19 protein-coding genes are annotated in these 23729 nt (G+C 59.5%); 11 read left to right on the plus strand and 8 right to left on the minus strand.

Annotation, left to right across the window (positions count from 1 at the left end; translation table 11 throughout):
- Positions 1–92 precede the first annotated feature (92 nt).
- A complete protein-coding gene (locus G5195_RS18055) occupies positions 93–1118 on the minus strand; it encodes an ABC transporter permease subunit (RefSeq protein ID WP_005349436.1) in 1026 nt (341 codons plus the stop codon).
- A gap of 740 nt (positions 1119–1858) precedes the next feature.
- Here G5195_RS18055 and G5195_RS18060 point away from each other — a divergent pair.
- The 8 genes from G5195_RS18060 (at position 1859) to G5195_RS18095 (ending at position 11006) form a co-directional block, all read left to right on the plus strand.
- A complete protein-coding gene (locus G5195_RS18060) occupies positions 1859–4414 on the plus strand; it encodes a TonB-dependent receptor (protein WP_216951982.1) in 2556 nt (851 codons plus the stop codon).
- Positions 4415–4522: 108 nt separating this feature from the next.
- Positions 4523–5287: a DUF3450 domain-containing protein gene (locus G5195_RS18065; RefSeq protein ID WP_005343435.1), complete on the plus strand. Its 765-nt coding sequence runs from the start codon at positions 4523–4525 to the stop codon at positions 5285–5287.
- A complete protein-coding gene (locus G5195_RS18070; protein WP_021230404.1) occupies positions 5284–6657 on the plus strand; it encodes a MotA/TolQ/ExbB proton channel family protein in 1374 nt (457 codons plus the stop codon). The genes G5195_RS18065 and G5195_RS18070 overlap by 4 nt, the downstream gene beginning before the upstream one ends.
- Before the next feature lie 10 nt (positions 6658–6667).
- Positions 6668–7195 carry a MotA/TolQ/ExbB proton channel family protein gene (locus G5195_RS18075; protein WP_005338936.1) on the plus strand — a complete coding sequence of 176 codons (528 nt, stop codon included), beginning with the start codon at positions 6668–6670 and terminating at the stop codon, positions 7193–7195.
- 67 nt (positions 7196–7262) lie between these two features.
- On the plus strand, positions 7263–7670 hold the full coding sequence (locus G5195_RS18080; RefSeq protein ID WP_005338933.1) for an ExbD/TolR family protein: 408 nt from the start codon (positions 7263–7265) through the stop codon (positions 7668–7670).
- A 16-nt stretch (positions 7671–7686) separates the two neighbouring features.
- Complete coding sequence (locus G5195_RS18085) at positions 7687–8322, plus strand: energy transducer TonB (RefSeq protein ID WP_005343441.1); 636 nt, start codon at positions 7687–7689, stop codon at positions 8320–8322.
- Positions 8323–8333: 11 nt separating this feature from the next.
- Entirely contained in the window at positions 8334–9575 is a 1242-nt protein-coding gene (locus tag G5195_RS18090; RefSeq protein WP_167572498.1) for a tetratricopeptide repeat protein, read from the plus strand.
- A 510-nt stretch (positions 9576–10085) separates the two neighbouring features.
- Positions 10086–11006: a L,D-transpeptidase family protein gene (locus G5195_RS18095; RefSeq protein ID WP_216979401.1), complete on the plus strand. Its 921-nt coding sequence runs from the start codon at positions 10086–10088 to the stop codon at positions 11004–11006.
- Positions 11007–11099: 93 nt separating this feature from the next.
- On the opposite strand, the gene sppA is transcribed toward G5195_RS18095, so the two are convergent.
- Positions 11100–12944 carry a signal peptide peptidase SppA gene (sppA, locus tag G5195_RS18100; RefSeq protein WP_421222403.1) on the minus strand — a complete coding sequence of 615 codons (1845 nt, stop codon included), beginning with the start codon at positions 12942–12944 and terminating at the stop codon, positions 11100–11102.
- A gap of 208 nt (positions 12945–13152) precedes the next feature.
- Between sppA and G5195_RS18105 the strand changes: the two genes are divergently transcribed.
- Both G5195_RS18105 and G5195_RS18110 read left to right on the plus strand, forming a co-directional pair.
- Positions 13153–15180, plus strand: coding sequence for an FAD-dependent oxidoreductase (locus tag G5195_RS18105; protein ID WP_421222401.1), 2028 nt, complete (start codon positions 13153–13155; stop codon positions 15178–15180).
- Positions 15181–15294: 114 nt separating this feature from the next.
- Positions 15295–15843, plus strand: coding sequence for an NAD(P)H nitroreductase (locus G5195_RS18110; protein ID WP_005338924.1), 549 nt, complete (start codon positions 15295–15297; stop codon positions 15841–15843).
- A 381-nt stretch (positions 15844–16224) separates the two neighbouring features.
- Here the strand turns inward: G5195_RS18110 and G5195_RS18115 are convergent, their stop codons facing one another.
- From G5195_RS18115 to G5195_RS18125, 3 genes are all read right to left on the minus strand, one after another.
- The gene (locus tag G5195_RS18115; protein ID WP_421222399.1) at positions 16225–16779 is read right to left on the minus strand and encodes a sugar O-acetyltransferase; all 555 of its coding nucleotides are present in this window, start codon (positions 16777–16779) and stop codon (positions 16225–16227) included.
- 162 nt (positions 16780–16941) lie between these two features.
- Complete coding sequence (gene prmA / locus G5195_RS18120; protein WP_421222398.1) at positions 16942–17820, minus strand: 50S ribosomal protein L11 methyltransferase; 879 nt, start codon at positions 17818–17820, stop codon at positions 16942–16944.
- Positions 17821–18357: 537 nt separating this feature from the next.
- The gene (locus G5195_RS18125) at positions 18358–19374 is read right to left on the minus strand and encodes a zinc-binding alcohol dehydrogenase family protein (RefSeq protein ID WP_421222396.1); all 1017 of its coding nucleotides are present in this window, start codon (positions 19372–19374) and stop codon (positions 18358–18360) included.
- A 100-nt stretch (positions 19375–19474) separates the two neighbouring features.
- Between G5195_RS18125 and G5195_RS18130 the strand changes: the two genes are divergently transcribed.
- Positions 19475–20347 carry a LysR family transcriptional regulator gene (locus G5195_RS18130; protein WP_005358412.1) on the plus strand — a complete coding sequence of 291 codons (873 nt, stop codon included), beginning with the start codon at positions 19475–19477 and terminating at the stop codon, positions 20345–20347.
- 1 nt (position 20348) lies between these two features.
- Here the strand turns inward: G5195_RS18130 and G5195_RS18135 are convergent, their stop codons facing one another.
- From G5195_RS18135 to G5195_RS18145, 3 genes are all read right to left on the minus strand, one after another.
- Positions 20349–21776: a PTS transporter subunit EIIC gene (locus tag G5195_RS18135; protein ID WP_421222394.1), complete on the minus strand. Its 1428-nt coding sequence runs from the start codon at positions 21774–21776 to the stop codon at positions 20349–20351.
- Between the two features lie 89 nt (positions 21777–21865).
- A complete protein-coding gene (gene panF / locus G5195_RS18140; protein WP_421222392.1) occupies positions 21866–23323 on the minus strand; it encodes a sodium/pantothenate symporter in 1458 nt (485 codons plus the stop codon).
- Entirely contained in the window at positions 23313–23576 is a 264-nt protein-coding gene (locus G5195_RS18145; RefSeq protein ID WP_047438157.1) for a YhdT family protein, read from the minus strand. The genes panF and G5195_RS18145 overlap by 11 nt, the downstream gene beginning before the upstream one ends.
- Positions 23577–23729: the final 153 nt, after the last annotated feature.

Genomic DNA, 23729 nt, shown 5'->3' on the forward strand with positions numbered 1-23729 from the left:
CCGCATGCGGGGATCAACAAGTACAACGCAGATATCGGAGATGATATGGCGTGATATCAGCATCGGCATGGCAATAGAGGTCTGGTTCATGGTCAATCTCCAAACCGCACACGCGGGTCAACCAGGGCAACGCAGATATCGGAGACGATATTGCCTATCAGCATCAGCATGGAGGTGATGGCCAGAATGCCCATGACGGTGGGGTAATCCCGTTCGACGATAGCCTCGTAACCGAGCAGGCCGATGCCGTCGATGTTGAAGATGGTCTCGATGAGGAAGGAGCCGCCAAAGAAAACGGTGAGCACAGACCCCAGGTGACTGGCGATGGGGATCAGGCTGTTGCGCATGGCGTGGTCGGTGACCGCCTTGCGAAACGGCAGTCCCTTGGCCACGGCGGTACGCACATAATCCGCCGACAGGTTCTCCATCAGGCTGTTTTTCATGGTCATGGTGAGGATGGCGAAATCGCCGATGGCGTAGGCGATAAGCGGCAGCAGGGCGTGGGCAAAGACAGTGCGGATCTGATCCCAGCTGCTCTCCATGTACTCAAAGTCGTCCCCCGGAAAACCGCCCATTGGCAGCCACTCCAGATGGAAGGCGAAGACGGTGATGAGGAAGATCCCCACCACGTAGGCGGGCAGGGCATAGGCCATGTAGATAAGCATGGAGCTTAACGAGTCGAAGCGGCTGTTGTGCCTGAGCGCCTTGGCCACCCCGAGCGGGATGGAGACCGCATAGCTCAGCAGAAAGGTCGCCAGCCCGAAGAAGGCGGTGACGGGGAGTCGATCCTTGATGAGATCCCACACCGGCTCGTAGTAGCGGGTCGATTCGCCCAGATCCAGCACCGCCAGCTTCTGCAGCCACTCCCAGTAGGCGACCAGCATGGGCTTGTCGAGGCCATAGAAGGCCTTGAGCTCCTCGATCTGCTCATCTGAGAGGGCCTGCGCCCCCTTGCTGCCGCTGGAACGGCCGGATTCATTCTGGGAAACCTGGGCTTGCAGCAGCATGCGTTCGACCGGTCCGCCCGGCACGAAACGGGTGATGGTGAAGACGAGCAGGGTGATACCGAGAAACGTCGGGATGATCAAAAGCATCCGGCGTAGGAAATACGACAGCATGGTGGAACCTCGTCCTTGTTGTTCTTTTTTGCGGCCAGTCAAATCCGGTGACGGGCCTGTCCTTCCTGGCATTACGCGCTGGATTGGTTGCCAAACAGCAGACAATCCGCTTGGCCACTGTAAAAGCTCTGCAACAAAAATCAAGTACAAGGAAATGGAAAACTGGGACAAATGACCCGCTGAGACCAAAAACACCGAAAAATGACGTTTTTTATCTGAAAAGTGAAAATCAAAACAAAACGCTACTGCTCAACATTATTTTAAAAAATATAAACAGCTGTTTGTTTGAATCTTGTGTTTATTTATGTGATTGAATTTTAAATGTTTTTATTTCTGCTGCCAAAGAAGGGAAAACGATATCATCTCGACAAATTTATCTATCTCCCCCATCGGAGTGGTCAGTCACAATAATAATTAAAATAGAGTTTTATTCTTATTTTTGCCAATAAATCGAAATAAGATATAAAGAGACAGCACGTAAATAAATAAGTTCATCAACTTTTAATTCAGCGTCTTTTACGTGTTTTAACAACGATTTCACATTGCGCGGGATGTTTTTGGCAGAATTATTCACTATTTATGCCGGTCAAAATTAATACACTCCGCTTATTCCACATCTCACCCTCCCGATCCCCCCACTCCATTGACGTCGCCAGTCAAAGATTGATAAGCCTTACGCATCGCTCCAAAGAGGGCGGTATCAGGAAGCAAACAATAAACAACCAGGAAGGATATAAGCGATGCTTAGGAAGAGCAGAATCTCTGCTGCGATTGCGTTCGCCTTGGCGAGCCTTGCGGCGGCCCCATCCGTATCTGCCGAAGAAGGGCAGAATGTCGAAAAACTGCAGAAAATCAAAGTCACTGGCTCCCGTATCTCTCGTGTTGATGTTGAGGGGGCGACTCCGGTTGTCTCTGTCAGCAAGGCCCAAATTGAACAGTCTGGCCAGCAGACTGTGGCTGATTATCTGAAACAGGCCTCCTACAACTCCTTTGGTGGTTTCTCTCCATCCTCCGGTAGCTCAGCCCAGTCACAAGCCACCGTAGGGCTGCGTGGCCTTGGTGAAGATCGCACACTGGTGCTGCTCAATGGCAAGCGTATCGCCGGTTCTCCCTCAATGGGGGGCACCGCCATCAACCTCAACACCATCCCCATGGCGGCCGTTGAGAGGGTGGAAGTGAACCTGGACGGTGGCTCTGCCCTGTATGGTTCTGATGCCATCGGTGGCGTTATCAACGTGATCCTCAAAGAGGGTTTTGAAGGTTTGTCATTCCAGGGGCGCGTCGGTTCACCGACCGAGGAAGGTGGTGACGAACAGAGTGGTTCCATCGTCAGCGGTATTTCGGGTGAGAAAGGTTCCCTGATGATGGTCTACGAGCATGATGTCAAAGACGAAATCTATTACAAGGATCGTGACTATCTGGCCAAGCAGGGGGCTGAGTCTCCTAGCCTCTATGGTCGCAATATCAAGGGAGTAGACGCGGCAACTGGCAAGACCGTAACCCGTACTCTGAATGGGGTCGACTGTGAAAGCACCGGCGCCGGTTTTGTCACCAAGGGTACGGCTTGCCGCTTCGACTTTGCCCAGGTCGCAGCCAAGACCGCCTCGCGTACTCGCGACACCGTCTATGTCAACGGCCGCTACCATATCAACGACAATGTGGATTTCGTGCCACAGATGATTGGTTCCCGGGTCACCAGTTTTGGTCGTTTCGCTCCTGCTGCTGGTGCCTTCACCGTGGATGGCTCCACCCCTGAAAGCGCTGCAGTCCTGTCTGCCAACAACTTTAGCACCGCCAAGGCTGCGACGGTTTACTACCGCTTCAACAACGTCGGTCCCCGTGACAATGAAGTGACCGACTTGACCGGTACCCTGAACCTGGGTTTTGAAGGGGTGGTTCCGACCGAGGCGGTTGGCGATCTGGAGTGGAACGCCGGTTACATGTACTCCAAGACAGATAACCAGAGTATTGGTAATGGCTATGTATTGGAGCCGGCGGTTCAGACTCAGGTAAACAGTGGAAACTTCGTCAACGGCAGCTTCTCCGCTGATGCCACCAAGGATCTCTCTTATACCACCAGCCGCAACTCCAAGATGGATTTCTTCCAGTGGTATGGCGGTCTTGGTTGGGAGATGGGCGAACTGCCTGCTGGCCCGGTCAGCTGGTATCTGGGTGCCGAGTATAACGATTGGGTTTATTCCGACACCTACGACAGCCAGTCCGAAGCGGGTAACGTACTGGGTTCATCCGGCAACTCCGGTAGCGGTGTGCGCGATGTGTTTGCCACCTACATCGAGAGCCTGATCCCCATCACCGAGCAGATCGAGCTGAACCTGGCGGGTCGTTATGACAAGTACAGCGACTTTGGCAGCGCCTTCTCGCCCAAAGCGAGTCTGCGTTATCAGCCACTCGACCAGCTGATGTTCCGTACCTCCTGGTCCCAGTCTTTCCGCGCGCCGGGTCTGAATGATCTCTATGCGGCGGATGCCCAGTCAGCGGATTTTGCCAAGGACTATGTCTACTGCCAGGCCAATGGTATTGCCAACTGTTCCGAAGAGCAGTACGAGACAACGCGCCAATCCAACAAGAACCTGAAGGAAGAGACCGCCAATACCTTCACTATCGGGGCGGCCTACAATCCGCTGGACAATCTGAACCTGTCGCTCGATTACTACTACATCAAGATTGATGACGTAATCCAGCTGGCTACCACCCAGACCCAGTTCTATCAGGAGCTCAATACCGGCAGCAACCCGAACGTCATTCGTGACGCCAACGGCGATGTCGAGAAGGTCTATGCCGGCATGGTCAACCTGGGGCAACTCAAGACCAGTGGTATCGACTTCAAGGCGGACTACAAGTACGACTTCAACTCCTTCACCCTGCGATACGACTTTGGCAGCAGCTACATCCTGAAATATGAGGAAGGTCTGTTTGCTGGTGGCCCAATGGTTGACAAGAAGGGCTGGAATGGCAAACCCGATTTCCGTTTCAACTCCGGGATCGGTGCCAACTTCCCGCAGCTGTGGAATCTGGATACCTACCTGAGCACCAACTATATCGACTCCCAGAGCCAGGACTATGTGGATGACAAGGAAGAGGGCCATATTGCTTCCAACACCATCTGGAACCTGAACGTCGCGGTCGATACCAGCTGGAATGCCAAGATCCAGACCGGCGTGAAGAACATGTTCAACCGTGGACCTTCCCTGTCAAATGATGGTTACACCTACGATGAATACCTCTACAGCATTGACGGACGGGTCTACTACATCGACTACACCCAGAAGTTCTAATCAACCCTGTTGATATACAACCTCAGCCGGCCCGGTCGGGCCGGCTGTGCCCAACGTCCAAGGAAGTTACGGAGATAGGGTAATCCTATGAAGACAAGGACCATTACAATGAAGAAAGCGCTCCTTGGCAGCCTGGTTTCGGCCGCCTTGTTGACCAGCTTCAATCTGAGTGCCGCCACTGCCGGTCAGGCCGTGGACGCTCAAGCCGCCACCGACAACGCATCAAAAGTTTCCCAGCAGAAGATCGACAGCTATGCCGAATCTGCCGAATCCGCATTGGCCCAGTACAAGGCCGCCCTGCGTCAGGTCGACAGTCTGCGCACCTACAACGAGCAGGTGAGCAAGATGGTCGAGTCCCAGAGTGCCGAGCTGGCGTCGATGCAAAAGCAGATCGCCCAGATTGATCAGACCAGCACCGAAGTGGTGCCCCTGATGCTCAAGATGATCGACTCCCTCGAGCAGTTTGTGGCGCTGGATCTGCCGTTCCAGAAGGTCGAGCGCGAGGACCGTGTGGCGGCTCTGACCGACCTGATGAACCGTGCTGATGTCACCATCTCCGAGAAGTACCGCAAGATCCTGGAGGCTTACCAGATCGAGGAGGGCTTCAGCCGCACCATCGAATCCTACAAGGCGAGCCTGGACAAGGATGGCAGCGAGAAGACCTACGAGTTCCTGCGGGTTGGCCGCATCGCGCTGCTCTATCAATCCCCGGATGGCAATGAGACCGGGATGTGGAACAAGAAGACTCGCCAGTGGGAAGAGTTGCCCCAGGAGTATCGCAGTGCGGTTGAACAGGGCCTTCGCATCGCCAAGAAGCAGGCGCCTCCCGCTCTGATCAAGCTGCCGGTTCAAACTGCGGAGAAAGCATCATGAAAGGAATCAAACTTGCGATTGCCTCCCTGATTGCGGGAGCAACCCTGGTCACCCTGCCGGTGACCGCCGCCGAAAAACCGGTGGATCTCAATGCGCTGCTGAATCAGGTCAAGGCCTCCAGCCTGAGCGAATCCCAACTCAACAAGGAGCGGGAAGCCCGCTTCCTGGCTGACAAGAACGAGCAGGGGGCGCTGCTGGCCAAGGCCAAGGCCGAGCTGGCTGCCGAAACCGCCAAGGGCGAGCAGCTCAAGGCGACCTTCGATGCCAATGACAAGCAGCTGACCGAGCTGACCGAAACCCTGCGCCAGCGTTCCGGCAACATGGGCGAGATGTTCGGCGTACTGCGTCAGTTCGCCGGTGAGTTCAAGGGGATCTTCAACGCCTCAGCCCGTCGGGTCGAGCATCCGGAACAGACCGCGCTGCTGACCCGTCTGGCCGAGAGTAAAGAGCTCCCCTCCAGCGACGATCTGGAAGCGTTCTGGACCACCACCCTCAGCCGCATGGTGGACGGTGGCAAGGTGAGCCAGATCCCGGCGACCGTGGTCTACGGCGAAGGCAACCAAGCCGAGAAGACGGTCACCCAGATCGGTGAGTTCAACACTGTCTCCGAAGGCAAGTACCTCACCTTCGTGCCGGAGACCGGCAAGTTCGAGCAGCTCTCCCGTCAACCGGAGAAGAGCGTGCTGGCTCCCATCGCCGAGTTTGAACAGGGCGGTGACGGGGTCAAGCCCATCTTCATCGACCCGTCTCGCGGCGTGATCCTCTCCCTGCTGGTGCAGTCACCGACCCTCAAGGAGCGTATCGATCAGGGTGGTTCCGTGGGTTATGTGATCCTGGCATTGGGGGTCATCGGTACCCTGCTGGCCATCTTCTGCGGTATCCGCCTGTCGCTGATCGGCTCGTCCATGCGCAAGCAGCTGAAATCCGATCAGATCATCAAGGGCAACCCCATTGGTGACATGCTGGGGGCCTACCAGAACCATCGCGGTGACAACATCGAGGATCTGGAGTCCAAGCTCGACGAGATAATCCTGCGCAACGTGCCCAAGTTCGAGAAGGGCATCAGCCTCATCAAGCTGATCGCCTCCGTCGCGCCGCTGCTGGGCCTGCTCGGTACCGTGGTGGGGATGATTGCCACCTTCCAGGCCATCACCCTGTTCGGTACCGGCGATCCCAAGCTGATGGCGGGCGGTATCTCCGAGGCGCTGGTGACCACCATGCAGGGTCTGGTCGTCGCGGTACCCATGCTGTTCCTCTACACCATAGTGCAGACCCAGAGCCGTCGTCTGATCCAGGTGCTGGAAGAGCAGAGCGCCGGTTTTGTCGCCCGTTATCAGGAACGTCTGCACGCCTCCAAAGCCGCAGCGTAAGGAGTCACCCATGTGGTTCTGGTTGATTGAAGAAGTCGAGTCGGTCCGCCGGTTTTTGGGATTGGGGGGCGATGTACTGGTCGCCCTGTTCTTCCTGACCCTGATGATGTGGGCCCTGTTGCTGGAGCGCTGGTTCTACTTCATGGCGGTCTACCCCAAACAGGTGAAGCAGACCAAGGCGACCTGGCTGGCCCGCACCGATCATCTCTCCTGGTCTGCCAAGCAGATCCGGCGCGAGCTGGTCTCACGGGTTGCCATGGCGGTGGACAAGGGGATGCCGGTCATCAAGGTGCTGATCGCTCTCTGCCCGTTGATGGGGCTGCTCGGGACCGTGGTGGGGATGGTGCAGGTATTTGACACCCTGGCCATCACAGGCACCGGTTCGCCGCGGGCGATGGCATCGGGGATCTCCAAGGCAACGGTACCGACCATGGCGGGCATGATCGCCGCCCTTTCCGGCCTGTTTTTTGTCAACCAGCTCGATCACAAGGCCAAACTGGCGGTGCAAAAGCTGGAAGACAACCTGAAACACGGTTGATGCAGGATGCATACCCCCGGCGAGGCATGGCCTGCCGGGGGCACAGAACAAGCAAGGAGTTTCTGCTATGAGAAAACGTTACAGCGACAGCGGTGCTGACGAGGCGGCTATCGATTTGACCCCCATGCTGGACATAGTGTTCATCATGCTGATCTTCTTCATCGTCACCACCTCCTTCGTCAAGGAGTCCGGTGTCGAGATCAACCGTCCCAGTGCCAGCACGGCCGAGACGGTGAAGAAGGGCAATATCATGGTCGCGGTGCGCGAAAACGGTCAGGTCTGGGTCGACAAGCGGGTGGTCGAGGTGGGGGCGGTGCGCGCCAACATCGAGCGGCTGCGGGCCGAAAACCCGGAGAGCGCCGTGGTGATCCAGGCCGATAACGAATCCCGTTCCGGTCTGGTGGTGCAGGTCATGGATCAGATCCGCATGGCCGGTGTCCAGAACATCTCCATCGCGGCAGACAAGAGCAGCTGATGCCGGAGAGAGACCTATGAGATACCTGATATCGTTGGCGGTCTCCTGTGTGGTGGTGTTCTTTCTGTTTCTGGGAATGAACAAGCTGATCACACCGGATCACCGGGAGCTGGTGGAGAAGGATGACGTCACCATGACCGATTTCATCCGCCTCAAGCCCCAGGAGACCCTGCAAGAGAAACAGCGGGAGCTGCCCAAACCGCCGCCGCCCAAGCGTCCGCCACCGCCTCCCGAGATGGAGGTGGCCAGCACGGATCGGCCGAAGATGGAGAGCGCGCCGATGGACATGCCCAAGCTCGACATCCCGGTCAATATCGGTGGAGGCAACGCGCTGGGTGCCTACAGCACCGGCGGTGGTGGTGGCGGAGTGGGTGGCAACAACGGCGCCATTCCGCTGGCAACCTTCGAGCCTATGATGCCCCGCAAGGCGGCACTGGCGGGGCTGGCCTCCGGCAAGGTGCTGGTGGAGTTCACCGTCACCGAGCGCGGCACCGTCAGCAACGTGCGGATCGTCAAGGAAGAGCCGCGCAGCTATGACCTCGGCAAAGAGGCGCGCAAAACCATCGCCAAGTGGACGTTCAAACCGGCCATGGTGGATGGCAAGCCGCAGGCGAGCCGTATGCAGCAAGAGATCGAGTTTGCGGTCAACTAAGGAAGGTGGCGATGAACAAGTTACACAAGATGATCCTCGCCCCGGTCGCCATGGCGGTGCTGCTCAGCACCGCCAGTTGGGCCGCCGAGCAGCCGGCCCTGTCGGATCGGGCCTATCGGGCGGTCAACAAGGCGCAGGAGCTGATCACCGAGAAGAAATACGGTGAGGCCAATGCCAAGCTGCAAGATGCGCTCTCCGGCGCGGGCGAGCGGGTCTACGACAAGGGGGTCATATTGCAGACCCTCGGTTTCGTGGCCGCCCAGCAGGAGAAATACGGTCAGGCGACCAAGTACTTTGCCGATGCCATCGCGACAGGCGGCCTGCCGCCACCGGTGGCCCAGCAGGTGCGCTACAACCTGGCCCAGCTCTATATGGCTGAGGGTAATTATCAGGGCTCGATCAAGACCATGAAGGAGTGGTTTGCCAACCAGGGCAAGGATGACAAGCCCAACTCCCATGCCTATATCACGCTGGCCAACGCCCACGTGCAGCTCAAGCAGTACCGTGACGCGATCCCGGCAGTGGATCAGGCGATCAAGCTGTCGGCAGGTAAAGCGCCGGAGTCCTGGTATCTGCTGAAGATGGGGGCTCACTACGAGCTGAAACAGTACAAACCGGCGACCGAGGTGCTGACCTCTCTGGTCAACATGTTCCCGGAGAAGAAGAAGTACTGGACCCAGCTGTCTGCCATGCATATGCAGGCAGGCAACGATGCCAAGGCGCTGGCTGCGCTGGAGTCGGCCTATAACCTCGGCATGTTGACCGAGGCCGCCGAGCTGCAGCGCCTCGCCAACTACCTCGCCTTCACCGGCATTCCTCATCGCGCCGCACGGGTGATGGAGAAGGGGATGAAGGACGGGGTGATTGAGCAGAGCGCCAGCAACTACAAGACCCTGGCCAACTACTGGCATCAGGCCAAGGAGCTGGATCCGGCCATCGACACCCTGGCCAAATCCTACCAGCTGGCCCCGAGCGCCGAATTGCAGCTGAAAATGGCGCGCATGATGATCCAGAGCAAGCGCTATCAGGATCTGGTGGCGCTGGCCGCCAAACCGGCAGCCAATGCCAATGGTGAACAGCGGGCGGATCTGAAGTTCCTGACCGGGGTCGCCTATTTTGAGCAACAAAAGCCGAAGGAGGCACTCAACGCCTTCACCCAGGCGGCTCAGAATGGCAACGTCAGCGGTCGGGCATCCCCCTGGATCAGCTTCCTCAAGGAGCAGAGTGGTGCGGGGGAGGCGGCCGTCCAGTAATTCCAATGACAACGCTTGAAGTCCCTTTTATGGTTGCCTGGTGGCTCCATTAACCGCTCTTCGGAGCGGTTTTTTTATGGCGGCAGCCAGTCCCTGCTGTAGTCGAAGCGCTATTTTCCCCCTTTTCGCTCCAATGAAAGTGCCACAGTCAACATTGGCCTATCTCCTCCGAGGTGACAAACGTTTCAGCTAGGGCTGCAACCGTGACACCAGGTGGCACAGCGCTGTGGTCTACGGGGGCGGGGTTGGTCCGCAGAGAGGGGGCTATGCTGTACATCTCTCTTTCAATGGCGACTTGCCAAGGGGGCTTTTGCTCTGTTGATAAGCATCACACCGAAAACGGCCACTTTTAACAAGAAAAGCAACATATGGAAGTTGAAATTTTGGCCGACTCGGGAAAGAATGCGCGCTCGGTTATTTGGCGCCGTGGTGCAGGTTGACCCGCCACCGGCAGACCGAAGATAAGATGGCCTCCGGCCCATTTGGTACAGGAAACCACACAGGAATTTTATGAACCCCCTTCGCACTGCCGCTTCGGCCCTTTTATGCACACTTGCGCTGATCAGCCAGCAGGCTGCCGCCGTCGAGTACCGTCTGCCTGCGGCCAACAGCCGTCTGATCGGTGAGAATCTGGAATATGTGGTGCCTGCGGACAATCGTCCGCTGGAGCAGATTGCCTCCGAGTTTCAGTTGGGTTTGACCAATATCATGGAAGCCAACCCGGGCGTTGATCCCTATCTGCCCAAAGCGGGCAGCACCCTGATCATCCCTCACCAGTTGATCCTGCCCAACGCGCCCCGCGAAGGGATCGTCATCAACGTTGCCGAGATGCGCCTCTACTACTATCCGAAAGGGAAGAACGTGGTACAGGTATTGCCCATCGGCATCGGTCAGCTGGGGGTGAACACCCCGGAGAACTGGATCACCAAGGTAGAGCGCAAGCGCGCCAACCCGACCTGGACCCCGACCGAAAACATTCGTCGTCGCTACGCCGCGAAGGGAATCACACTGCCTGCGGTCTGGCCAGCCGGCCCGGACAACCCCATGGGCCTGCACGCCCTCTACATCGGCAACCTCTATGCCATCCACGGAACCAACGCCACCTTCGGCATCGGTCTGCGGGTGAGCAGCGGCTGCGTACGTCTGCGTGCCGACGACATCAAGTATCTGTTCGACAACGTGCCGGTCGGTACCCGCGTCCAGTTCGTCAACCAGCCGGTCAAGACCACGGTCGAGCCGGATGGCGGTCGCTACATGGAAGTACATGAGCCGCTGTCGCGCACCGAGGAGGAGTTCAACTCCACCGCCTCCGTGCCGCTCCCGATGACACCGGCCATCACCCGTTTCATCGCCCACGCCGAGTCTGACTCCAACGTGGTCAAGCAGGTGCTGGAACAGCGTACCGGTATGCCGACCCGTCTCAATCCCTGATTGAGCAAGTTGGCGGTGCCGCGCGCACTGGCTGAATAAAGAAAACGGCGACCAGATGGTTGCCGTTTTCTTTATGGGGCATTCGCAGCTTGCTTACTGCACGCAGACCGGGCAGAAGGCGTAGGTGCCTTGTGGGTCGTTGAAGCGGGTGAGCGGGTCGAGACTGCGGTTCACTTCCACCAAGGCCTTGCCAAATCCAGCCGGCAGCCAGCTTTGCAACTGGGGGGCCAGCACTTGGGCACTGCTGTCAAACAGCTGGCGCAGGAACTTGTCCTTGGTGGACTCCTCCTGCTCGATGGGGGTCACCTGCCACTCTTTGAGGTTGGCCAGCTCGGCGGCGGCCTTGATGGCGTCATCCAGATTGCCGAACTCGTCCACCAGCCCCAGGGCCTTGGCATCTTCGCCGGTCCAGACCCGACCTTCGGCCGCTTTCTCGGCCTCTTCCGGGCTCAGGCCGCGGCCCTTGCTGACCAGACCGATGAAGCGCTGGTAGGTATCTTCCACGCTCAGCTGGATTGCCTGACCGATGTGATCCGGCAAGGCGCGGGTCGGGCCGACGCCGACGTAATCTGTGGTGCCGACCCCGTCGGTATGGACACCGAACTGGGCCAACGCCTTGTCGATGGTGGCAAACATGCCGAACACCCCGATGGAGCCGGTGAGGGTGGTCGGTGAGGCGAAGATCTTGTCCGCATCGGCGGAGATCCAGTAGCCACCGGAGGCGGCATAGCTGCCCATGGAGACCACTACCGGTTTGCCTGCCTGTTTCAGGGCCAGCAGCTCGGCGCGGATCTGCTCGGCGGCGAAGGCGCTGCCGCCCGGGCTGTCGACCCGCAGGACCACGGCTTTGACCTTGTCATCGCGGCGGGCATCGGCCAGCAGGTCGGAGAGGCTGTCGCCGCCGATGGTGCCGGCAGGCTGCACGCCATCCATGATGGCGCCGCTGGCGACCACCAGACCCACCTCATCCTTGCCGCTCTGGGGATATTGTTCCGGAATGGCAGCCAGATACTCTTTCAGGCCGACCCCTTTCCAGCCGTGGTCGTCCGCTTCACCCACCTCTTTAATGACCGCCTGGGTCATCTCGTCGCGTGTCGCCAGCTGATCCACCAGCCCGTTATCGAGGGCGTAGTTGGCGGCATTGCCACCGGCCTTGCGCAGCAGCTCGAGGAAGCGATCCTTGCCCGGCGCGACTGCATCGGGTTCGATCTCCCGCTGCTCGGCGACATCGGCCACATAGGATTGCCACAGCTGATCCAGCCAGCGTTGGTTCGCTTCTTTGCTCTCGGGGGACATCTCGTCGCGGGTATAGGGCTCGACGAAGGATTTGTAGGTGCCGACCTTGAATACATGCGGGGTGATGTTGAGCTTCTCCAGCGCCGACTTGAAGTAGGTCTGGTAGACACCAAGCCCCTCGATCACCACGGCGCCGCTCTGGTTGAGCAGCACATGATCGGCGTGGGCCGCCAGCAGGTATTGCCCCTGAGTGTAGAAGTCGGCCATGGCGATCACCGGTTTGCCGCTCTCCCGGAAGGAGTCGATGGCGCTCGCCACCTCCTGCAGTTTGGTGAAGTTGGCTCCCTGCAGCCCTTGCGGCTTGATCACCAGCGCCTTGATGCGCTCGTCATCCTTGGCACTCTTGATGGCCCACAGCAGGTCGGAGAGGACGATCTCGCTTGGCTGCTCGTCGCTGCTGTCCATCTGGCGCAGCAGTTGTACGGTGGGATCTGTCTGGGAGCGTTGCTCCACCAGCACGCCGTTGAGATTGAGGGTCAGCGCCCCTTCGATGGGCGCCTTGGGGGCCTCTTTCTGGCTGACGCTGAAGACGATGACCAGCACTACGATGAGAAACAGCAGATTGACCAGCATCAGCCGGGTGAAATTGAGCAGGCGCCACAGGCTGCGGAACAACCAACCCAGACCTTTGAAAATAGACATAGTCGCGTTATCGCCCTGTTAATGGGTAGAGAAGAGCCATTATTAACCAGTTGCGGGCGAAATTGCCATTTCCGACTGGCGGATCCCGCCTATCTTCGTTCAGGGCACGGCTGTTCGCTGAAAAATTGTCCAAACATTTGTTTGAAAAAGAATTTTCGATTCTTTACTCTAGCCTCAGTTTGATAACAAAAAATTAACTGGAGGCATCGTGAGCCGCTATCCGACCCTGCTGACCCCGCTAGACCTTGGTTTTACCCAGCTGCGCAACCGCGTCTTGATGGGCTCCATGCATACCGGCCTCGAAGAGGAGAAGGGCGGTTTTGACAAGCTGGCCGCCTTTTATGCCGAGCGAGCCCGTGGTGGCGTTGGCCTTATCGTCACCGGCGGTATCGCCCCCAACCTGCGCGGTCGGCTGGTGCCTCACGGTTCTCAGCTGAGCTTTCCCTGGCAGGTGAGCAAGCACAAGAAGGTGACCAGCGCCGTGCATCAGGAGGGGGGCAAGATTGCGCTGCAGATCCTCCATGCCGGTCGTTACGCCTACCATCCCTTCAGTCTGGCCCCGAGCGCCCTCAAGGCCCCCATCTCCCCATTCAAACCGCGCGCCATGAGCGAGCGGCAGATCCGCGGCACCATCCGCGACTTCGCGGCTACAGCCGCGCTGGCCAAGGCGGCTGGTTATGACGGCGTCGAGGTGATGGGCTCGGAAGGCTATCTCATCAACCAGTTCATCTGCGAGCGCACCAACAAGCGCACCGATGGCTGGGGCGGCAGCAGCGAAAACCGGATGCGCTTCCCGGTGGAGATTGTTCGCGCCATCCGCGAGCGGGTCGGCACCGACTTCATCATTATCTTCCGCCTCTCCATGCTGGATCTGGTGGAGCAGGGCTCGACCCTGGAAGAGGTGATCGCCCTTGGCAAAGCGCTGGAAGCGGTGGGGGTGACCCTCATCAACACCGGCATCGGTTGGCACGAAGCGCGTATTCCCACCATCGCCACCAGCGTGCCGCGCGGCGCTTTCAGCTGGGTGACCGCCGAGCTGAAAAAGCACCTCAAGGTGCCGCTTATCACCACCAACCGGATCAACACTCCCGAGGTGGCCGAGCGGATTCTGGCGGGGGGCGAGGCGGACATGGTCTCCATGGCGCGCCCCTTCCTGGCGGATCCCGAATTTGTCATCAAGGCGGCCGAAAATAGGGCGGACGAGATCAACACCTGCATCGCCTGCAATCAAGCCTGCCTCGACCATGTGTTCAAGCAGAAGCGCGCCTCCTGTCTGGTCAATCCTCGCGCCTGTTTCGAGACCGAGCTGACCTTTGGCCGCGTGCCCCAGCCCAAAAAACTGGCGGTCGTGGGGGCGGGCCCGGCCGGGCTGGCATTTGCCTGCTACGCTGCCGAGCGCGGTCATCAGGTGAGCCTGTTCGATCAGGCCAGCGAAATCGGCGGCCAGTTCAACTTCGCCAAGCAGATCCCGGGCAAGGAGGAGTTTCACGAAACCCTGCGCTATTTCGCCAAACGGCTGGAGAAGTGCGGCGTCGAGCTCTATCTCGGCCAGCGCCAGAGTGCCGAGAGCCTGCTCGGCGGCGGTTTTGACGAGGTGATCCTCGCTACCGGTATTCGTCCGCGCACCCCCAATATTCCGGGCATCGAACATCCCAAGGTGATGAGTTATCTTGATGTATTGCGGGATCACAAACCGGTCGGCCAGAAGGTGGCGGTGATCGGTGCCGGCGGCATCGGCTTCGATGTAGCTGAGTATCTGGTAGAGAAGAAAGTGGAGATGGATGCCGATGGGCACCGTGATCACTGGCTCAAGGAGTGGGGCATCGACAAACAGCTTGGCGAGCGCGGTGGCCTCACGGCTCCTGAAATCGACGCCCCCGAGCGCCAGATCTGGCTGCTCCAGCGCAAGGAGAGCAAGGTGGGTGACGGACTTGGCAAGACCACCGGCTGGATCCACCGTACCGTGCTCAAGAACCGCAAGGTGCAGATGCTCTCCGGGGTGCAATATCTGGGGATCGATGACGAGGGCTTGCACATTCAGGTGGGCGAGACCAAGCAGTGTCTGCCGGTGGATCAGGTTATCGTCTGCGCCGGGCAGGAGCCCCTTAAAGAACTGCAGGCCGGGTTGCAGGCGGCAGGCAAGCCGGTGCATATCATCGGCGGAGCCGACGTGGCTGCCGAGCTGGATGCCAAGCGCGCCATCCGGCAAGGGGCCGAGCTGGCTGCGCTCATCTAGCAAACTGTGCCCTCTTGTCCTTTATAGTGCGATAAACCCCTGAGCCTCAGGGGTTTTCTTCATTCGGTGCTGTGCTAAGGTAGCGCCATCATTGCCCCAGAGAAGGAATTGCCCATGGATGCCCTCACCCTGTTGCTCAATCGCCACTCCTGTGGCCGTCTCGCCGATCCCGCCCCGAGCGGTGAGGTGCTCGACAATATCCTCAAGGCGGGCCTGCGCGCGCCGGATCACGGCACCCTGACCCCTTGGCAGTTCATTCTGTTTGAAGGGGAGGGGCGTGAGCGGCTGGGCAAGCTGCTGGCCGAGGCGGCCCGTGCCCGTGGCGAAGATGAAGAGAGCATCAAGAAGTGCAGCGAAGCGCCACTGCGGGCGCCCTTGGTCGTCGCCGTGGCAACCCGTTATCAGGATCACCCCAAGGTGCCGAAACTCGAGCAGGAGCTCTCTGCCGGTTGTGCCCTGATGGCGATGCAGATGGCGGCGCAGGCGCAGGGTTTCAACGGCATCTGGCGCTCCGGCTGGTTTATCTTCGATGAGCAGATCAACAAGGGATTGGGACTGGCGGCAGAGGATCAGCTGGTGGGTTTCCTCTACCTCGGCACCCCCATGCTGGAAGCGCGTAAACTGCGCGAGCTGCCGCTCGATGAGTTTGTCCGCCGTTTCTGACTTTTCGGCCACGTTGCGGTTGAGAGAAGCAAAGCCTCGAGAAATCGGGGCTTTTCTGTTTAACCGTGAATAGTAACCAGAGAAATTGGGGAAAATAAATGGCTCAAAGAGGCTTCGCGCACCATAGCAGGTAATTATTTAAATAGTGCGATGTACCTCGCAATCCTGTGGTATTTCACTATGTAAAACGTTTGCGCATTCGCTAATATCTCCCTGCCAGTTTAGAAGGGCACTCCTTCTAATTTTTCTGCGATGAGAGTCGCAATTCCGTAGCACCTTTTAACAGCCCAACGTCTTCGTGACATTGGGCTTTATTTTTTATGGGGTGTCGGGGCTGTTGTGAGCTGATGGCGATATCGGCATACAACCCGGTTGGCAGCCTTATGCCCTGTTTTTGGCTGGCAGGATCCGGGCCGGGCTGCCGACTACCCGAGCTCCGGCCGGTACATCTTTGGTGACTACGGCACCCGCGCCGACGATCGCCTCTCGCCCTATGGTTACACCGGGCAGCAAGATGGCGCCGCCCCCAATCCAGACCTTGTCTTCAATGGTGACCGGCAGCGCCGTCTCTGTTCCCTGAATCCGTTCGTCGGCCTCCAGCGCATGGGCTGCGGTATAGATCTGCACATTTGGCCCAATCATCACATGGGCGCCGATGCGAATGGGGGCATTGTCCAGCAGGGTAGCCCCCATATTGATGTAGGAGTCCTTGCCCAGGTGGATGTGGCGGCCATAGGTACAGTAGAGGGGCGGGCAGATAAAGGCGTTCTCTGCCAGTTCGCCAATCAGCTCCGCCAGTAGTGCCCGCAGCTCTGCCTCCTCTTCTGCCTGATTGAAACGGCGATAGCGCCGTGCCGCCTCCCGGCGCAACTGGGCCAACTCGGGTGCCATGCAGTTGTACGGTTGGCTGCTGATCATCTTCTGGTATTCGGTCATGGCAGGGCCTCAATGATGTGGAGGAACGATGTTAATCCCTCATTGGCCAGAGAAGCGTGAACCTTCCCCCAGAGTGAGAAAAGGGAGAAACAACAAGAGCACCCGCGGGTGCTCTTGTTTAATAAAGATGCTGACTTGCCGCCTTGAGAGCGGGAGCTATGTTTAGGCGTGTTTGCGGCCAGAGAGGCGGCACCACTCCTCCTTGACGGCGGTCGGGTCCATCTCGAACCACTGGCCGTAGATGGTTTCCAGCTCCGGAGCCTGGCTCTCCAGCACGCCGGAGAGGGCCATCAGGCTGCCGGGCTTGCCGTGGCCGGCGATCAGCGGCGCCAGTTCGCGCAGCGGGCCGGCCAGAATGTTGGCGACTACCACGTCCGCTTCGACGTCTTGTGGCTGGTCGGCCGGCAGATAGAGTTCAATCTGGTCGGCGACGCCGTTGCGTGCAGCGTTGTCGCGGCTGGCCTGAATCGCCTGCGGGTCGATGTCGATGCCGATGACGCGGGCGGCACCCAGTTTCAGGGCGGCGATGCCGAGGATGCCGGAGCCGCAGCCAAAGTCGACCACGGTTTTACCGGCCAGATCCAGCCCGTCCAGCCACTGCAGGCAAAGCGCGGTGGTGGGGTGGGTACCGGTACCGAAGGCCAGACCCGGATCCAGCATGACGTTGACCGCATCGGGGTTTGGCACGTCGCGCCAGCTCGGGCAGATCCAGAGCCGCTCGCCAAACTGCATCGGGTGGAAGTGATCCATCCACTCGCGCACCCAGTCCTTGTCCTCCAGCTGCTCCACCTTGTAGCCCACGTCTTCACCGAAGATCTGCTGGAAGAAGGCGATGGTGGGGGCCGGATCGGTTTCGGCGTCAAACAGCCCCATCACTTCGGTCTCGCCCCACAGCGGGGTTTCGCCCGGCATGGGTTCATAGACGGGCACATCCTTGGCATCCATAAAGGTCACCGCCTGGGCACCACGCCCCAGCAGCATGTTGCTCACCTTGTCTGCGGTCTTGGCAGTGGCGTTGATTCGAATTTGTATCCAGGGCATGGCGTCGACTCTTCATAAATGTGAAACCGCGAGATTCTACCATCATGGGGCAGTGCTGTCGTGGTTTGCCCATGACGTGGAGGGATACGGGGGCTTTTGCCGGATTGGCACGGTTCCTGTATTGCTCTATGCAGGCGAAGACGACCGGTTTTCGCTGAACGCTTTGCTCAAGTTCCGTCATCTTTCACTGCCACCCTCGGGTGGCATTTTTTTATCTGCACTCCTTTGCCTGGTAAACAGTCTGCCAGACAAAAAAAGAGCAAGGTCGGCACCTTGCTCAAGGATGTACTGACGCCGTTTTGGCGCATTCATGCTGCTGTTGGCACGCCAGATGCAAAGACTAATATGTCCTGCATAAGGATATGTGTGTGATTGTTACCCCAATGTTCAGGTATTCAGGCCATTTCTCGCGAAATGGCCTCTTTTTTGGCTGATTGTTGGACGTTGGCCTGCTACTGGCTGTCATGAGTGCCGCTGGTTGTGCCCGTTTGGGGCATCTCCTTGGTGAACTTATCCCATCATGGTGCGTTTGAGGGCTTAGTTGGCAAAGCTGCTCATGTCGATCACCAGCTTGCCAACCATACGGCCCGCTTCCACCTCGGCATGGGCCTGAGCCAGCGTGATCGGGGTCAGTGACGAGATGGTTCTGGTCAGGGTGGTCTGCAATACCCCTTCATCGACCAGTGCCGCCACCCGGCCGAGCAGGCGGTGCTGCTCGATCATGTCCGGCGTCTGGAACAGGGAGCGGGTGAACATGAACTCCTGGCTGAAGGTGGCGCTCTTGCTCTTGAGCAGGGAGAGATCCCACGGCTCGCTCGATTCGGCGATGGTACAGATATGGCCAAACGGGCGGATCAGCCCGGCCATGGTGGCCCAGTGCTCGGCGGTGGCGTTGGTGCAGAAGATGGCATCGACCTGGGTGATGCCAAGGGCGGTCAGCTCCTCCTGCAACTTGTGGTGGTTCACGACCTGATGGGCGCCCATCTCGAGGCACCACTCGCGGCTCTCGGGGCGGGAGGCGGTCGCAATCACCTCCATGCCGGTGAGCTGGCGAGCCAGCTGGATGGCGATGGAGCCTACGCCACCGGCGCCGCCGATGATCAGCAGTTTGCCACGGCTCTCGCGGGTGAGGGCAAAGCGCTCGAACAGGGTCTCCCAGGCGGTGATGGCGGTCAGCGGCAGGGCGGCGGCCTCCACATCGCTCAAGCTGGTGGGGGCGATGGCGGCGATGCGCTCATCCACCAGTTGCAGGGCGCTGTTGCTGCCCGGACGGCTGATATCGCCGGCATACCACACCCGGTCGCCCGCCTTGAACAGGGTCACTTCGCTGCCGGTGGCGATCACTTCCCCCACCGCATCCCAGCCCAGTACCCGGGGCGAGCTTTCAATTTTGGCCTTGGGGGAACGCACCTTGGTATCCACCGGATTGACGGAGGTGGCGGTGACCCGCACCAGCAGATCCCGCGGACTCGGAACCGGATCGGGCAGGTTGGCGGCGATAAAGCAGTCGGGGTGGTCGCTTGGCAGATAGTGAGTCAGGGCAATGGCTTTCATGGTTTTTCCTTTCAAATCGCTGTGTTCGGGATTGCCACTCACTCTAGTCTGGTTGATTATCAAGATTAAGATGGGTAATCAGTAAAGACTGTTTGAATATATGAACAATGTCGATCTGGAGTTGATGGGACTGTTTGCCACCGTGGTGGAGCAGGGGAGCTTTACCCGGGCCGCCGAGCTGCTTGGTATGCCCAAGTCGTCGGTGAGCCAGAAGATCTCGCGGCTCGAATCCCAGCTCGGGGTGCGGCTGTTGCAGCGCACCACCCGCAGGTTGAGCCTGACCCCGCAGGGGGAACTCTATGTGGAGCACTGTCAGGGGCTGCTGGCACTGGCCCGCAGTGCCAATCTGGCGATGGCACGGCTGCGCTCTGCCCCGGCGGGGCGGGTGCGGATCACTGCCCCCGAGGCGACCGGCACCCTGCTGCTTGGCCGGATCCTCGCCGAGTTTCGCGCTCTCTATCCCGAAGTGGTGCTGGAGCTGACCCTGAGTGACGAACAGCTCGATCTGGTGGGGGAGGGTTACGATCTGGCGCTGCGGGCGGCGCCGCTGAAAGACTCCAGCCTCATCTGTCGGCGCATCGGTCAGGTGGCACGCCATCTGGTGGCCGCACCTGCCTATCTGGCGGCCCACGGCATGCCGCAACAGTTGAGCGAGCTGGGCCGCTATGCCTGTCTGGTGCACTCGGCCATGCCGGTGTGGCCATTGCAAGAGGGAGGCTGGCGGCCGCAGGGGGCCTGTGTCAGCAACAGCTTGCTGGCGCTGCGGGAGATGGCGCTCCATGACGGGGGGATTGCTCTGTTGCCCCACCATGTCTGTGAAGGGGATTTGGCTGCGGGGCGATTGCAGAAGGTGTTGCCGGATCAGCCCATTCCGGCCAACCCGTTTTACCTTATCTATCCGAGTCGGGAGCATCTGGCTCCCGCCCTGCGCACCCTGATGGATTTCGTGGCCGAGCGGTTGCCGTTCGCCTGAGTTACCAGCTGCTCTGGCTTGCCGACTCCTGATTGGGTTTGAGCCCGAGGGGGACCGACTGGCGCTCCGCCAGCATGCGGATCTGCCCTTCAATCAGGCTGGCGCTGGGGCCCAGCACCAGCACCAGCTGGTGGTCGTTGAGCTGGATCCAGGAGAGGCAGCCCAGGCCCAGCAGGCGGGATTGATCCACCAGTGAAATATCGCGCACCCGCAGGCTGAGGCGGGTGATGCAGACGCTCATCGCCACCAGATTGTCCATTCCGCCCAGCACCTTGAGATACTGGATCGCCAGCATCTGCGGGTCTGAGGGGGCAACGCTGGCAAGGCGCGGATGCTCCACTGCGATGGGCTTGCTCGGCATGCTGAGGGGGGCGCGCTCCAGTAGCTGATAGAACAGCAAGGTGTAGGCGACGAAGAACAGGATACCGACCGGAATGAGCCAGAAGCTGTGCTCCCCAGCCTGATAGCTCAGCACCAGATCCAGCAGACCGGCGGAGAAGTAACTGCCCACCTTGATCCCCAGCCCGCTACAGACCGCCAGCGACAGTCCGGTCAGCAGGGCGTGGGCGAGAAACAGCCAGGGGGCTGTAAAGGCGAACAAAAATTCGATAGGCTCTGTGATACCCACCAGTGCCGAGGTGAGCGCCAGGGTGAGCAGCAGCCCGCCCTGTGGCAGCCGCTGCATCCGTTGGCGGTGCAGCCAGATGGCAAAACAGGCGCCCGGCAGGCCGAACATGATGATGGGGTAGAGACCGGCCACATACCCTTCATGAAGGGGTTGGGCGGTGGCTAGCGCCTGCAGGTTGCTCTCGCCAAGGCCGATGACGCTGCCCAATACCTGATGGAGCCCGAGCGGGATCAGCAAGCGGTTGAGGGTGCCGTAGCAGAAGGCGCCAAACGGCGTGGTAAGCAGCTCGGAGGTGAGCAGGGTCAGCCCGCGCTCCAGTGGCGGCCACAGCAGCGAGAGGGGGATGGCGATCATCAGGCAGGCCAAGGCCGACACCAGCAGGCTGGGAAACTCCCCCCTGGCGATCTGCAGCCAGCGGGGTAGCGTTTGCTGGTGAACCCAGGGATAGATAATGGCGGTGGTGAGTCCCGCCAGCAGGCCGCAGATCATGTCGGCGTGCAGGTTGGGGGCCAGCGTATTGAAAGCTGTGCTGAGCAGCAGGAAGTTGACCGCACCCGCCAGCGTCTGTCCGCCCAGCTCTTGCCGACTCAGGCCAAAGGCGATCGCCACCGCATAGATAAGCGGCATCTGGCTGAAGATCGCCTGACCGGTGAGGGAGAGCACCGCCAAATCGAGCACGTCGGGTTGCCCAAGCCGGTAGATCAGCGCCGCCATCGGCAGGATGGAGACGGGCAGCAGCAGGGCATAACCGAGCCGCTGCAGGGCTTGAGTAACGACTTGTCGAGTGGCTTTAACGGGCATACAGCGGCTACGTTCTGTGACTTGGCGCACAGTTTAACCGGAAAACACCTATTTGGGGATAGTTTTGGAACCCCTAATTTATATTTTTATTATTTCTGCCCGAAAAGTTCGCGCACTTCCCGCGAGGGCGGTGCCGTCAGCAGGCTGACCGTGACAAAGACCACCATCGCCAGTGTAAGGCTTGGCACGATGGCGTGCAGGCCAGCCAGTTTGATCCCCCACTGACTCAGTACCCCATAACTGACGATGCCGCTGACCATGCTGGCCAGTGCGCCCGGGCCGTTGGCCCGCGACCAGTAGAGGCCGAGCACCAGTGGCCAGAGGAACACCGCTTGCAATCCGCCAAAGGCGAGCAGGTTGAGCCAGATGATCATCTCGGGCGGTTGCAACGCCGCCAGCAGCACCAGAGTGCCGAGGATCAGGGTACAGAGCAGGGAGAGGCGGGGGATGCGCACTTCCAGCTTCTCCTGCTTTGGACTCAGATAGTTGAGATAGAGATCCTTCACCAGAGTGGCGGAAGCCTGGATCAGCTGGGAGTCGATGGTGGACATGATGGCCGCCATCGGCGCCGCCAGAAAGACCCCGGCCAGCCAGGGGGGCAGCACTTCCATCATCAGGGAGGGCATGATCTTGTCCGGGCTGTCCATGCCGGGCAGGATGGCGCGGCCAAGGGCGCCCGCCAGATGCATGCCGAACATCAGCAGGGCGCTGACAACGGTGCCGATCAGAATGCCGCGATGGAGCGCCTTGCTGTCGCGATAGCCAAAGCAGCGCAGCGCCGAGTGGGGCAGCCCCACCACCCCGACACAGACCAGGATCCAGAAGCTCAACATAAAGGGCTGGGTCAGCATGTCGCCTGCCCCTTGCGGGCTCACCAGCTTGGGATCGATCTCCCTTAGCTGGTGGATAAGGTTTGGCAGGCCGTCACCGGCAATCAGAATTCCTGCCAGCAGGGCGCCGGTGCCGATCAGCATGATGATCCCCTGCAGGGCATCGGTCATCACCACGGCGCGGAAGCCGCCGATGATGGTGTAGAGCAGTACGCAGCTGGCAAACAGCATCAACCCCTGCTGGTAGGAGAGGCCGGTAGCGGTCTCCAGCAGGCGGGCGCCGCCGATAAACTGCACCACCATGGTCGCGATAAAGGCGAGGATGATAGTAACGGAGCCGAGGATCACCACCGCCTTGCTCTGATAGCGGGCCCACAGCATGTCGTTGATGGTCACCGCATTGACCCGGCGGGCGATGATGGCGAACTTCTTGCCAAGCACCCCCAGAGTGAGCCAGACGGTGGGCAGCTGGATCATCGCCAGCAACACCCAGCCCAGACCGATCTTGTAGGCCGCGCCCGGCCCACCGATAAAGGAGGAGGCCGAGGTGTAGGTGGCCACTAGCGTCATCGCCAGCACCAGCCCGCCCATGCTGCGGTTGCCGATGAAGTACTCCTGCACGAAGTTGCCTTGCGCGCGATGGCGGCTGGCCCAGAAACCCACCCCTAGCACCAGCACCAGATAGATGACGAGCGGCAGCATCAACTCAAGATTCATGGGATGACTCCTTGCCTGAAGGGGAGTGGGTATCGAGGGGGATCTCCACAAACAGCCGGTTCACCATCAGGGCGCAGAGCAGAATGAACAGCAGCGGCATCACCATGCAACTGAGCAGGAACCACAGCGGCAGCCCCCACAACTCCAGCTGGGGCGGGATAAAATAGGCGGTGCCATACCAGGCAAAGAAGTAGAACAGGGTCAGCAGCAGGCAGAAAGCTGCTTCCCGGCGGGCGAGAGCAAAACGGTTCACCTTGGCCTCCGACAAATTTGAGGGGCGCAAGGATAACAAAAAAGGGCCATGTCGCCATGGCCCTTTTTCAGCAGAGTGTCCCGTCCTGAATATGGTTTACACATTTCCCCCCAATAAATGGAGAACCCGATGGGACAAGGTGTGAAACGGACA

It is taken from the genome of Aeromonas sp. 601039 (genome assembly GCF_049174415.1).
Classification (GTDB): domain Bacteria; phylum Pseudomonadota; class Gammaproteobacteria; order Enterobacterales; family Aeromonadaceae; genus Aeromonas; species Aeromonas veronii_A.